Consider the following 12,785-nt stretch of genomic DNA (forward strand, 5'->3'; position numbering starts at 1 on the left):
ATGGCTTTAACAGAACAAAAACGTGCACGCTTAGAAAAACTTTCTGATGAAAATGGTATCATCTCAGCTCTTGCATTTGACCAACGTGGTGCTTTGAAACGCCTAATGGCTCAACACCAAACAGAAGAACCAACAGTGGCTCAAATGGAAGAACTTAAAGTTTTGGTAGCAGATGAATTGACTAAATACGCTTCATCAATGCTTCTTGACCCTGAGTATGGACTTCCAGCAACTAAAGCTCTTGATGAAAAAGCTGGTCTTCTCCTTGCTTATGAAAAAACAGGTTACGACACAACAAGCACAAAACGCTTGCCAGACTGCTTGGATGTTTGGTCTGCAAAACGTATTAAAGAAGAAGGTGCAGATGCAGTTAAATTCTTGCTTTACTATGACGTAGATAGCTCAGACGAACTTAACCAAGAAAAACAAGCTTATATCGAACGCATCGGTTCTGAGTGTGTGGCTGAAGATATCCCATTCTTCCTTGAAATTCTTGCTTACGATGAAAAAATTGCGGATGCAGGTTCTGTAGAATATGCTAAAGTAAAACCACACAAAGTTATCGGTGCTATGAAAGTCTTCTCAGACCCACGCTTTAACATTGATGTATTGAAAGTAGAAGTTCCTGTTAACATTAAATATGTTGAAGGCTTCGCTGAAGGTGAAGTAGTTTATACACGTGAAGAAGCAGCAGCCTTCTTCAAAGCTCAAGATGAAGCAACTAACTTGCCATACATCTACTTGAGTGCTGGTGTATCAGCTAAACTCTTCCAAGATACTCTTGTATTTGCTCATGAATCAGGTGCAAACTTTAACGGAGTTCTTTGTGGCCGTGCTACATGGGCTGGATCAGTTGAAGCTTACATCAAAGATGGTGAAGCAGCAGCTCGCGAATGGCTTCGCACAACTGGTTTTGAAAACATTGACGAACTCAACAAAGTTCTTCAAACAACAGCGACTTCATGGAAAGAACGCGTGTAGCACTCAGATTGCGAAAAAAACTTCAGTCTAGGGATAGAAATATCTCTAGACTTTTTTTGATGAAATAAAAACAACCTTGAGTTAGTTATCCTCAAGGTTAGATAAAATATATCAGAGGGAATGCAAGTTAATCGTGATATTCTCCACGATTCCACTTGGCATTCTCTTCATCGAAGATATGATCATTGGCAGCTACATCTGGGCTCACTTCAGATAGTTTATCAATTTTCGCAATCAATTCCTCTTTTTCAGGACTTGGTTTGTACTTGGTATTGATAAATTCATCTACAATGTTATTAATGAAATTGATACCTAGGATAGCACCACCGAAAGCAACAATATTAGCATTGAGATTTTCACGAGCGGAACGAGCAGTCGCAATATCTCCGACAAGTACAACTCGAGTTCCAGGAACTTTATCAGCAGATACAGCAATTCCAACACCTGTACCGCAAAGGGCGACTCCAAAGTCAGCCCGTCCATTGACGACCTCCTCTGCAATTAAGCGACCATAAATAGGATAGTGAGTACGGACGAAATCATAAGTACCAACATCAATGATTTCATGACCTTGTTCTTTTAGGTGTTTTGAAATCTTCATCTTCACATCTGTTACAATGTGATCACAGCCGAGAGCAATTTTCATGGGAATACCTCCTAGCAGAGCTTGTTCAGCATATCAATGCGAACTTGGTGACGACCAGAATCATAGTTGTGCTCAAGAAAGGCTTTGACTATTTCAACTGCTAAAATATCACCTGTAATTCCAGAACCAATTGTAATGATTGGAGTAGAATTGTGTCGAATAGTCATCATGGCAGAGTGTTCATCGGAAACAGCGGCGCAGATAATACCTTTAAACTTATTAGCAGGCATAAAAGAATGTCCAAACTTGTCAAAAAGAATAGCACGAGCTTGCTTATATTTTCTAAACTCTGTAATAGCATTGACAGTAGAATCAACGAAATCCGCAGAACCTTGTGTAGAGTTGAGGTCAATTACTTCATAACCAGAATGAAGCAGATAGTGTTTGACGGTTTCTTTCAGTTGGAAACCATCTTGGTCAGTAGCTAAAATAACTTTCATAAGAACCTTCTTTCTTTAGCTATCCAAAAGCATGCAATGAAATACCATTGTTGACGATATAGAAGATATATTATATCTTCAAATATAGTATAGTCCTTGTAAAATGATTTGTCAAGGATTTATAAAAACTAGTTGAAGAATTTTTTCTTCAGCTAGTTTTGGCATTTATTGATCCAATTTCTGATATCGGTTAAATCATAGTTAATCTCAGATTGATGGGCTACTTGGCTGAGTGTAATAGAAGTCAGGGTTGCAACTAAAGTATTTTCAATAATATCAAGAGAGTTGGTTACGACGCATCTTTTAGCCTTTTTACTTTCCTCGTTGCCTAAGAATTTTTTTAGAAGATTTTGACTTTCAAAGATTCGATTTTTTCCTTCTATAGCTACAAATACATCGTAAAAGGTGATTTGGCTGAGGGGTTTAGAAAGAGCAACGCCTCCATTTTTCCCTCTAACGGATTTAACCAATCCTTCGTTGTCTAATAGTTTTATAATTTTTTTCAAATAAGAATCTGAAACTTCTAGCCGTTCACTCAAGGAAATTGTATTGATATATTTTCCTTCAGGGAGCTGATCTAACATGAGTAAGACATAGACTGACTGTTCCCAACCTGATGACAATCGCATGTTTGTACCTCCATATAAAAAGATAATCATTATCCACAATTACCAGTATAGTCTTTTTTTGTTTTTTTCTCAATACATAGGAGTTTAAAAAAATAATCTTGGAATTTTTTGATAAATCTCTTGACATTCATTTTTAAAAGAGTAGAATAAAAGACAAAAAATATCATCAATATCTTTTGAAAGAAGGGAAATAAATGAAACGAGGTTCAAATTTTATTTTTTTGATTTCTATATTACTTACCACACTTTTTATGGGGTCGTCTTTTCCAACTGGGAAATATCTCATAGTAGTTGAAAAGACTCCTCCATTATTACTTGGGGGTGTTCGATTTATTATTGCTGGGTTAGTGATGTTGGTATTATCGTTTTTATTTGGCAAGGGAGAGACTATCATCCCTAAAAGTCAAGGTAGCAAGATAAAGGGGTTTATATTGGTTGTGACTATCGGGCTCTTACAGACAGCTGGAACCATGGGATTTCTTAATCTTGCCCTAGCTCATGATGTGTCGTCATCGATGTCTTCCATTATCTTATTTACGAATCCTCTTTGGTTAGCTTTCTTAGCACATTTTTTGTTAAAAGATACATTGACTATTCAGAAGATAAGTGCCTTAATATTAGGTGTGGCTGGAGTTGTTACTTGTATTGGACTAGATGTATCTGCGTTTAGTTTAGGTGCTTTGTTTGCTTTACTTGGTTCATTTTGTTGGTCAGTCAATACAGTTGTCACTAAGAAAATTCCTTTTGATAATGGGCCATGGATATTTACAGCTTGGCAACTGTTATTAGGTGGGGTATTCCTTTACTTATTCTCAATACCTGTGCATGAAAGTTATAACTTTCTAAATTTAGGATTTTGGGGCTGGGTTTGGTTTATATGGTTAATTATTCCTGCGTCTGTTGGTTCGTTTGGACTGTGGTTTTATAGTCTAGGACAAAGGGGAGCAACAGTAGCTAGCAGTTTCTTGTTTTTAGTTCCAGTATTTTCAACTCTCTTTTCTATTATAGGCTTACATGAGCCGTTTACATTGAATTTGGTTCTTGGGGGTTCGATGGTTGTGTTAGCATTGGTATTAGTAAACTGGAAAGTCAAGGGAGAAGAGGAGTAGTCTATGGAAGTTGGAAATGAAATTGTTATTCAAAATGGAACACAATGGAGTTTTGGTAATGGTGTAGCTCAACATTTTGATGAGCATGTTAGACAATCCATTCCTTTATATGATGAAGGACATGACCTTGTTTGTCATCTAAGCGATTTTTTATTCGTGACCATTCCTTATGTTATGAGCTAGGCTCTGCAACGGGTAATCTGATTGGTAAATTATACCAGCGTCATAAGTCTAAAAAAGAAGTTCGTTTTATCAGGGTAGAAGAAATTCAAGAAATGAATCAGGTGGCACAATCAAAATTTCCTGAGCTTGAATTTATAACAAGCTCCGTGGAGGAAGCCAGGTTAGAAGCCAGCGATTTAATTATTAGCTATTATTTTCTGAGAAATCAGCTCACTGGTACAAGAAAGTAGCGGAAAAGTCAGATTATTGATTAAATTGTTGACAAAAATCCCCACCAATCGGTGGGGATAGTTTTATGGTTTAGAGAGAATAATTTTTGTTTGTTTCGAAAGTTGTTCAAACGTTTCTTTGCTCAGTTTAGAGTCTGAAACGATGGTATCAATATCAGAGATATTGTAGAAGGTATAAAAATCAAATTTATTGAACTTACTATTGTCAGCTAGTAAGTATTTTTTATTGGAATTATTGAGGGCGATGCGTTGGGATTCACCTTCCTCTTCACTAAAGGTCGCAATCGCATTGTCCTGAATACCATTACAGCTAACGAAGGCTTTAGAAAATTGGAGATTGGCCAAGTTTTGCAAGGTTAGTGTTCCCACAAAGGCTCCAGTGATAGAGCGATAGTTGCCACCGATTAAAATCAAATCTGTTAGTTTTCGTTCGTTTAAGATGAGAAAGACTGGTAAACTGTTTGTTACAACACGAATATTATCAATTGGAAGTTCACGGGCAAAAGATTCCAAGGTTGTCCCTGGCCCAATAAAAATTGTTTCCCCTTCATCAATCAAATGGCCTGCAAAACGACTAATTTCTTGTTTTTCTGCAATCTGTAAGCTTTGTTTTTCAATATTGGAACGTTCATTATTTAAAATGGAACCTGTGCGAATTTTTTCAGCACCACCGTGCACTCGAACAAGTAAATCCTTGTCTGCTAACTCTTGTAAGTAGCGTCTAGCAGTCATATCTGATACATCCAAGCGAGTCATGATTTCTTTTACAGTAATAGTTCCCTTTGTATTTACCGTTTCTAGAATATTATCTAGTTTTTCCTGCTTTAACATCGTTATCACCTCTATTTCTATTACTATTTTATCATAAAGTATTCAATCAATCAATTTAAAAAACAAAAGAAAACAAAAACAAAAACATCATGGTTGTTTTAAACAAACCATGATATTTGTTATCAGTTCTGGGATAAGTGAATTAGTCCAAACCGTAGTTGTAGTCATCGTCTTGCATGGCTTCAACTTCGCCAAGAAGGTAACCATTTCCGACTTGAGAGAAGAAGTCGTGGTTAGATGTTCCTGTTGAAATACCGTTCATGACGATTGGATTGACATCATCTGCTGAGTCTGGGAAAAGTGGATCTTGTCCCAGGTTCATGAGTGCCTTGTTAGCATTGTAGCGAAGGAAGGTTTTGACTTCTTCCGTCCAACCAACACCGTCATAGAGGCTCTCTGTATAACCTTCTTCATTCTCGTAAAGAGTATAGAGCAGATCGTACATCCATTCTTTGAGTTTTTCTTGCTCATCTTCAGGTAATTCATTGAAACCAAGTTGGAATTTGTAACCAATGTAAGTTCCGTGAACAGACTCATCACGAATGATCAATTTAATGATTTCCGCAACGTTGGCTAGTTTGTTGTTACCGAGATAGTAGAGGGGAGTGAAGAAACCAGAGTAGAAGAGGAAGGTTTCGAGGAAGACGCTGGCAACTTTCTTTTCAAGTGGGCTACCGTTTAGGTAGATTTCGTTGACAATCTCAGCCTTCTTTTGTAGGTAAGGATTGGTATTGGTCCATTCGAAAATTTCTTCAATCTCAGCCTTAGTATTCAAGGTAGAAAAGATTGATGAGTAAGATTTAGCGTGGACAGATTCCATAAATTGGATGTTATTGAAAACAGCTTCCTCATGTGGTGTACGGATGTCTGCGCGAAGGGCTTGAACCCCAGTTTCAGATTGCATAGTGTCGAGAAGGGTTAAACCACCAAAGACTTTTCCAACCAAGTCTTTTTCTACATTTGATAGTTTTCTCCAGTCATCCAAGTCATTTGATAAGGGAATACGTGTATCAAGCCAGAATTGCTCCGTCAGTTTTTCCCAAGTTGATTTGTCGATGACATCTTCGATGGCATTCCAGTTAATGGCTTTGTAGTAAGTTTCCATTTGAAATCTCTTTCTTAAATTGATAGTAAAGAATGGTGGTCATTTATTAGTTAAAAAATTTAACATGATTTATCATATTATTTTTAAAATCTATTTGAATTTTTAATAAAAGGGATTCAATAGTTAGCGACTCTTCCTCTGCAGTATCTATATATTTTGTTTGAACAGTCAAGATATATGAATCTTTGTTAATTGAATAAATACTAATATCCTGATTGGAAACAGGAGCTAGATGGATTGAATCTATGTTTAGCTTTTTCTTTAATTCCAGTTCAGCATTTTTTAGTATAGAATGATAATATTCTTTTACAACAATATTACGTAATTCAATACGACTTCCTATTAGTAATGTCATAATAAACATTCGGATTTTATGTTCTTTTGACATTATTAAATAATTTATTCTTTTGATAATAAATATTAATATAAATGGCGCTATGAATGGCAGTAAAACAGTTAGGATAAATAATATTGGATGTGTTTTAATATTATCGCAACTTAGATTTGTATAAAAAAGATTTATTTCGTTTACAGACTTGATAATCGAACCATAAAAAGTAGAGTATAAATAGCCCCCTTTTAAAGTATTGATGTACTTATTCATATTAAGTTCATCAAAAATTTCAACATTTTTATAGTTTAAAATCAGTTTATATATATCAGTATTAATTAGAAGGAGAACGAATGACGCGAAAGCTATGAACACAGTTGATTTGGAATCAAAATTCAGACTTAATATTGACAAAAAACCAAATGAATATCCAAGAATTGCTAATGCCAGTAATGAAAAAGAGTGAATTATTTTCTTCTTTATTTCCATTAAATCACACAGCTTTCACATTGGTTAGCACCAACCTCCCCACCGTCGTCTGTAAAGGTACGGACGTAGTAGATAGACTTGATACCCTTGTTAAAGGCATAGTTACGAAGGATTGACAAGTCACGTGTCGTTTGTTTGTTTTCTTTCTTCCATTCGTAAAGTCCTTTTGGAATGTCACTACGCATGAAGAGAGTGAGTGAAAGTCCTTGGTCCACGTGCTCAGTTGCAGCTGCATAGACATCAATCACCTTACGCATATCCATGTCGTAAGCAGAAGTGTAGTAAGGAATGGTTTCTGTTGACAAGCCAGCAGCAGGATAGTAGATTTTACCGATTTTCTTTTCTTGACGCTCTTCGATACGTTGCGTAATCGGGTGGATAGAAGCAGAAACGTCATTGATGTAACTGATCGAACCATTTGGAGCAACAGCTAGACGGTTTTGGTGGTAAAGTCCATCTGCTTGAACCTTGTCTCGAAGTTCAGCCCAGTCAGCAGCACTTGGGATAAAGACATCTTTGAAGAGTTCTTTAACACGTTCTGATTTTGGAACAAACTCGCCAGTCACATACTTGTCGAAGTAGCTTCCGTTAGCATAGTCTGATTTTTCAAAGTTGTGGAAGGTGATACCACGTTCACGCGCGATATTGTTTGATTCTACCAAGGTCCAGTAGTTCATGAGCATGAAGTAGATGCTTGTAAATTCAACAGACTCAGGCGATCCATATTCAATCAATTGTTGGGCAAGGTAGCTGTGAAGTCCCATGGCACCAAGACCAAAGGTATGAGCTTGGCTATTTCCGTGGTCGATGGTAGGAACAGCTACGATGTGTGAACTATCTGTAACGAAAGTTAAGGCACGAACCATAGCACGGATAGAACGACCAAAATCAGGTGAAGTCATCATGTTAACCACATTGGTTGAACCAAGGTTACATGAAACGTCCGTCCCCATTTGAAGGTATTCTTGAGCATCGTTGATCAAGCTTGGTTCTTGGACTTGAAGAATCTCAGAACACAAGTTACTCATGATGATTTTTCCATCAACAGGATTTGCACGGTTAGCCGTATCAATGTTGACTACATAAGGGTAGCCAGACTCTTGCTGTAATTTAGAGATTTCAGTTTCCAAATCACGCGCCTTGATTTTTGTCTTACGGATATTTGGATTTGCGACTAGTTCATCGTATTTCTCAGTGATGTCGATATAGTTGAATGGCACACCGTATTCAAGCTCTACAGAGTAAGGGCTGAAGAGGTACATTTCTTCATTTTTACGTGCCAATTCGTAGAATTTATCGGGCACCACAACACCAAGTGAAAGGGTCTTAACACGAACTTTTTCATCGGCATTTTCTTTCTTAGTTGAAAGAAAGGCGATGATATCTGGGTGAAAGACATTGAGGTAAACAACACCAGCGCCTTGACGTTGACCCAATTGGTTAGAGTAAGAGAAGCTATCTTCGAAAAGTTTCATAACAGGAACGACACCAGAAGCTGCTCCTTCATATCCTTTGATAGGTGCACCAGCTTCACGAAGGTTGCTGAGAGTAATTCCCACACCACCACCAATACGTGAAAGTTGAAGAGCTGAGTTGATAGAACGTCCGATAGAGTTCATATCATCAGTGACTTGGATCAAGAAGCAAGATACCAATTCTCCACGACGAGCACGTCCAGCATTCAAGAAGGAAGGAGTAGCTGGTTGGTAGCGTTGGTGGATGATTTCATTTGCAATATCGATTGCAACAGCTTCATTCCCATCAGCGAAATAAAGGGCGTTAAAGAAGACACGGTCTTCCATGCTTTCAAGATAATATTCCCCATCATTAGTCTTCAAGGCGTACTGATTGTAAAATTTATAAGCAGCCATGAACGACTTGAATTGGAAGTTTTGGTCTTTGATAAATTGTGACAATTCTTCCAAGAACTCTGGACGGTATTTCTTGATAAAGGCTGTTTCGATGTAGTTGTGTTCAATGAGGTAGTTGATTTTATTCTTGATTGAATCAAAAACCATAGTGTTTGGAACTACATTTTCTTTAAAGAAAGCATCCAAGGCTTCTTTATCTTTATGAAGCATGATTTGTCCATTAACAGGACGGTTGATTTCGTTATTAAGACGGAAGTAAGTCACGTCCTCAAGATGTTTTAATCCCATAAAATTTCCCTTATCTAATTACAAAAGAAAGGCTTCTAAGTTAGCCCTAGAAGCAGTTTCTTCTGGATGATGTACTAAGATTATGCTAATTGTTTTAGTTTTCCTGGTTGGAAACCTGAAAAGACTTCAGTTGGTGTTTGGATAACAGGAGCTGCGCTGAAACCGAGCTCTTTAACCTGATCGATGTACTCAGGTTGCTCATCAAGATTGATTTCACGATAAGCGACATTATTACTGTCCAAGAAACGCTTGGTCATCTTACATTGAACACAGTTGTTTTTAGAATAAACGGTTACCATTGTGTAACTCCTCTTTAAAATTTAATTCTATCCTAGTATATCAGAAAATAAATTTTTGTCAATGATTTAAAACTAAATATAGTGGTCTTTTTTTCTACATAACCTAACAAAACACAATATGTAGTGTTTGTTTTCTAAAATAGTGATAATTATCCTATAATTTGTTTTTTGAAAAACTATATCCTGTGTTTTGTTACATAAGATAGAAGATTTTCAGCAAGTTATCTGAAAGGAAATCGAATAAATCCCATAAAATGCTTGAAAAAAATCCTAGAAGATGATATAATACCAAATTGTAAGGGTTATCACATATAACTCAAAAAAGAAAGAACAAAAGGAGAGTCAAACTATGGCTTCTAAAGATTTCCACGTAGTGGCAGAAACAGGTATTCACGCACGTCCAGCAACATTGTTGGTACAAACTGCTAGCAAATTTGCTTCAGATATCACTCTTGAGTACAAAGGTAAATCAGTTAACCTTAAATCAATCATGGGTGTTATGAGTCTTGGTGTTGGCCAAGGTGCTGACGTAACTATCTCAGCTGAAGGTGCAGATGCAGATGATGCTATCGCTGCAATCTCAGAAACAATGGAAAAAGAAGGATTGGCATAAGGAAAATGACAGAAATGCTTAAAGGAATCGCAGCATCTGACGGTGTTGCAGTTGCAAAAGCATATCTACTCGTTCAACCGGATTTGTCATTCGAGACTGTTTCAGTCGAAGATACAAACGCAGAAGAGGCTCGTTTAGATGTTGCTCTTGAAGCTTCTCAAAACGAGCTTTCACTTATCCGTGAGAAAGCTGTAGGTACGCTAGGTGAAGAAGCGGCACAAGTTTTTGACGCTCATTTGATGGTTCTTGCTGACCCAGAATTGATTGGTCAGATTAAAGAAACAATCCGTGCTAAGAAAGTCAATGCTGAAGCAGGTCTTAAAGAAGTGACTGACATGTTCATCACTATCTTTGAAGGCATGGAAGACAACCCATACATGCAAGAACGTGCAGCGGATATCCGCGACGTGACAAAACGTGTATTGGCAAACCTTCTTGGTAAAAAATTGCCAAACCCAGCTTCTATTAACGAAGAAGTAATCGTGATTGCACATGACTTGACACCATCTGATACAGCTCAATTGGACAAAAACTTTGTAAAAGCTTTTGTAACAAACATCGGTGGACGTACAAGTCACTCAGCTATCATGGCACGTACACTTGAAATTGCAGCTGTATTGGGAACAAATAACATCACTGAAGTGGTGAAAGACGGTGATATCCTTGCCGTTAACGGAATTACTGGTGAAGTGATTATCAACCCAACAGATGAACAAGCGGCAGAATTTAAAGCAGCTGGTGAAGCTTATGCTAAACAAAAAGCTGAGTGGGCACTTTTGAAAGATGCTCAAACAGTGACTGCTGACGGTAAACACTTCGAGTTGGCTGCTAACATCGGTACTCCAAAAGACGTTGAAGGTGTTAACAACAACGGTGCAGAAGCTGTTGGACTTTACCGTACAGAGTTCTTGTACATGGATTCTCAAGATTTCCCAACAGAAGACGAGCAGTATGAAGCATACAAAGCTGTTCTTGAGGGAATGAATGGTAAGCCTGTGGTTGTTCGTACAATGGATATCGGTGGAGATAAGGAACTTCCTTACTTTGATATGCCACATGAAATGAACCCATTCCTTGGATTCCGTGCCCTTCGTATCTCTATTTCTGAAACTGGAGATGCAATGTTCCGTACACAAATCCGTGCCCTTCTTCGTGCTTCTGTTCATGGTCAATTGCGTATCATGTTCCCAATGGTTGCCCTTTTGAAAGAATTCCGTGCAGCCAAAGCAGTTTATGAAGAAGAAAAAGCAAACCTTCTTGCTGAAGGTGTTGCAGTTGCGGATGACATCCAAGTTGGTATCATGATTGAAATCCCTGCAGCAGCAATGCTTGCAGACCAATTTGCAAAAGAAGTAGACTTCATGTCAATTGGAACAAACGACTTGATCCAATACTCAATGGCAGCAGACCGTATGAACGAGCAAGTTTCATACCTTTACCAACCATATAACCCATCAATCCTTCGCTTGATCAACAACGTTATCAAGGCAGCTCACGCTGAAGGTAAATGGGCTGGTATGTGTGGTGAGATGGCTGGTGACCAAAAAGCTGTTCCACTTCTTGTCGGAATGGGCTTGGATGAGTTCTCTATGTCAGCAACATCTGTACTTCGTACACGTAGCTTGATGAAGAAATTGGATACTGCTAAGATGGAAGAGTACGCTAACCGTGCCCTTACAGAGTGTTCAACAATGGAAGAAGTCCTTGAACTTCAAAAAGAATACGTTAACTTTGATTAATGTCATTAACCTTGTAACCTAGTTGCAAGGTTTTTTTATAGTTTAAAATCAGAAAATCTATTAACTAGTTCATAAAATGCTTGACAATAAAAAAAATTGGAGTAGAATATTAACTAGTTAAATAACTAGTTAAGGAGTTTTTATGAAGAAACAAAATTTGTTTTTAGTGTTGTTAAGTGTCTTTCTTTTGTGTTTAGCTGCTTGTGGGCAGAAGGAAAGCCAGTCAGGTAAAGGGATGAAAATTGTGACCAGTTTTTATCCTATCTATGCCATGGTCAAGGAAGTATCTGGTGACTTGAATGATGTTCGAATGATTCAGTCAAGTAGCGGAATTCACTCCTTTGAACCTTCAGCAAATGATATCGCAGCCATCTATGATGCAGATGTCTTTGTTTACCATTCGCATACGCTCGAATCTTGGGCAGGAAGTCTGGATCCCAATCTTAAAAAATCTAAAGTTAAGGTTTTAGAGGCTTCAGAAGGAATGACCTTGGACCGAGTCCCTGGTCTAGAAGATGTGGAAGCAGGTGATGGAGTTGATGAAAAAACGCTCTATGATCCTCACACATGGCTAGATCCTGAAAAAGCTGGCGAAGAAGCTCAGATTATCGCTGATAAACTTTCAGAGGTAGATAGTGAGCATAAAGAAACTTATCAGAAAAATGCGCAAGCCTTTATCAAAAAAGCTCAAGAATTGACAAAGAAATTCCAGCCTAAATTTGAAAAAGCGACTCAGAAAACTTTTGTAACACAGCATACAGCCTTTTCTTATCTAGCTAAGCGATTTGGACTCAATCAACTTGGTATTGCAGGTATCTCTCCAGAACAAGAACCAAGTCCAAGACAACTAACAGAAATTCAGGAATTTGTTAAAACCTATAAGGTTAAAACAATTTTTACAGAAAGTAATGCTTCTTCGAAAGTAGCTGAAACTCTTGTCAAATCAACAGGTGTGGGTCTAAAAACTCTGAATCCTTTAGAGGCAGACCCACAAAATGACA

At 37.7% G+C, this 12,785-nt stretch carries 15 protein-coding genes; 7 read left to right on the forward strand and 8 right to left on the reverse strand.

Going from position 1 to position 12,785, the window contains the following annotated elements:
* On the forward strand, positions 1-981 hold the full coding sequence (gene lacD / locus EII37_RS01850) for a tagatose-bisphosphate aldolase (protein WP_001229114.1): 981 nt from the start codon (positions 1-3) through the stop codon (positions 979-981).
* 127 nt (positions 982-1,108) lie between these two features.
* On the opposite strand, the gene lacB is transcribed toward lacD, so the two are convergent.
* The 3 genes from lacB to EII37_RS01865 form a co-directional block, all read right to left on the reverse strand.
* Positions 1,109-1,627: a galactose-6-phosphate isomerase subunit LacB gene (gene lacB / locus EII37_RS01855; protein ID WP_124787404.1), complete on the reverse strand. Its 519-nt coding sequence runs from the start codon at positions 1,625-1,627 to the stop codon at positions 1,109-1,111.
* Positions 1,628-1,638: 11 nt separating this feature from the next.
* The gene (gene lacA, locus EII37_RS01860; RefSeq protein ID WP_033680183.1) at positions 1,639-2,067 is read right to left on the reverse strand and encodes a galactose-6-phosphate isomerase subunit LacA; all 429 of its coding nucleotides are present in this window, start codon (positions 2,065-2,067) and stop codon (positions 1,639-1,641) included.
* Between the two features lie 152 nt (positions 2,068-2,219).
* A complete protein-coding gene (locus EII37_RS01865) occupies positions 2,220-2,696 on the reverse strand; it encodes an Rrf2 family transcriptional regulator (RefSeq protein WP_124787413.1) in 477 nt (158 codons plus the stop codon).
* A 194-nt stretch (positions 2,697-2,890) separates the two neighbouring features.
* Here EII37_RS01865 and EII37_RS01870 point away from each other — a divergent pair, with 194 nt between their 5' ends.
* Genes EII37_RS01870 through EII37_RS11305 form a run of 3 tightly spaced genes read left to right on the forward strand, consistent with a single transcriptional unit; the run spans position 2,891 to position 4,218 of the window.
* Entirely contained in the window at positions 2,891-3,805 is a 915-nt protein-coding gene (locus EII37_RS01870) for a DMT family transporter (protein ID WP_124787405.1), read from the forward strand.
* A 3-nt stretch (positions 3,806-3,808) separates the two neighbouring features.
* The gene (locus EII37_RS11300) at positions 3,809-3,988 is read left to right on the forward strand and encodes a hypothetical protein (RefSeq protein ID WP_124787406.1); all 180 of its coding nucleotides are present in this window, start codon (positions 3,809-3,811) and stop codon (positions 3,986-3,988) included.
* On the forward strand, positions 3,937-4,218 hold the full coding sequence (locus tag EII37_RS11305) for a hypothetical protein (protein ID WP_260424845.1): 282 nt from the start codon (positions 3,937-3,939) through the stop codon (positions 4,216-4,218). Before EII37_RS11300 ends, EII37_RS11305 begins: the two co-directional genes overlap by 52 nt.
* Positions 4,219-4,281: 63 nt before the next feature.
* Here the strand turns inward: EII37_RS11305 and EII37_RS01885 are convergent, their stop codons facing one another.
* The 5 genes from EII37_RS01885 to nrdH all read right to left on the reverse strand — a co-directional run bounded on the left by EII37_RS01885 (position 4,282) and on the right by nrdH (position 9,432).
* Positions 4,282-5,049 (reverse strand): DeoR/GlpR family DNA-binding transcription regulator, encoded by a 768-nt coding sequence (locus EII37_RS01885; RefSeq protein WP_000917575.1) that lies wholly within the window; start codon positions 5,047-5,049, stop codon positions 4,282-4,284.
* 142 nt (positions 5,050-5,191) lie between these two features.
* Positions 5,192-6,154: a class 1b ribonucleoside-diphosphate reductase subunit beta gene (nrdF, locus tag EII37_RS01890; protein WP_000451384.1), complete on the reverse strand. Its 963-nt coding sequence runs from the start codon at positions 6,152-6,154 to the stop codon at positions 5,192-5,194.
* A 46-nt stretch (positions 6,155-6,200) separates the two neighbouring features.
* Positions 6,201-6,974 carry a hypothetical protein gene (locus EII37_RS01895; protein WP_000403421.1) on the reverse strand — a complete coding sequence of 258 codons (774 nt, stop codon included), beginning with the start codon at positions 6,972-6,974 and terminating at the stop codon, positions 6,201-6,203.
* A complete protein-coding gene (nrdE, locus tag EII37_RS01900; RefSeq protein ID WP_124787407.1) occupies positions 6,974-9,133 on the reverse strand; it encodes a class 1b ribonucleoside-diphosphate reductase subunit alpha in 2,160 nt (719 codons plus the stop codon). The genes EII37_RS01895 and nrdE overlap by 1 nt, the downstream gene beginning before the upstream one ends.
* 80 nt (positions 9,134-9,213) lie before the next feature.
* The gene (nrdH, locus tag EII37_RS01905; protein ID WP_000259240.1) at positions 9,214-9,432 is read right to left on the reverse strand and encodes a glutaredoxin-like protein NrdH; all 219 of its coding nucleotides are present in this window, start codon (positions 9,430-9,432) and stop codon (positions 9,214-9,216) included.
* Positions 9,433-9,781: 349 nt separating this feature from the next.
* Between nrdH and EII37_RS01910 the strand changes: the two genes are divergently transcribed.
* The 3 genes from EII37_RS01910 to adcAII all read left to right on the forward strand — a co-directional run.
* Positions 9,782-10,045, forward strand: a complete 264-nt coding sequence (locus EII37_RS01910) for a phosphocarrier protein HPr (protein ID WP_000146947.1) — start codon at positions 9,782-9,784, stop codon at positions 10,043-10,045.
* Positions 10,046-10,050: 5 nt separating this feature from the next.
* Positions 10,051-11,784: a phosphoenolpyruvate--protein phosphotransferase gene (gene ptsP / locus EII37_RS01915; RefSeq protein WP_004241506.1), complete on the forward strand. Its 1,734-nt coding sequence runs from the start codon at positions 10,051-10,053 to the stop codon at positions 11,782-11,784.
* A gap of 142 nt (positions 11,785-11,926) precedes the next feature.
* Positions 11,927-12,785, forward strand: an 859-nt coding sequence (gene adcAII, locus EII37_RS01920) for a zinc-binding lipoprotein AdcAII (protein WP_124787408.1), incomplete at its 3' end; no start/stop codon positions are given.

The organism is Streptococcus sp. OH4692_COT-348, assembly GCF_003859975.1.
Taxonomy (GTDB): domain Bacteria; phylum Bacillota; class Bacilli; order Lactobacillales; family Streptococcaceae; genus Streptococcus.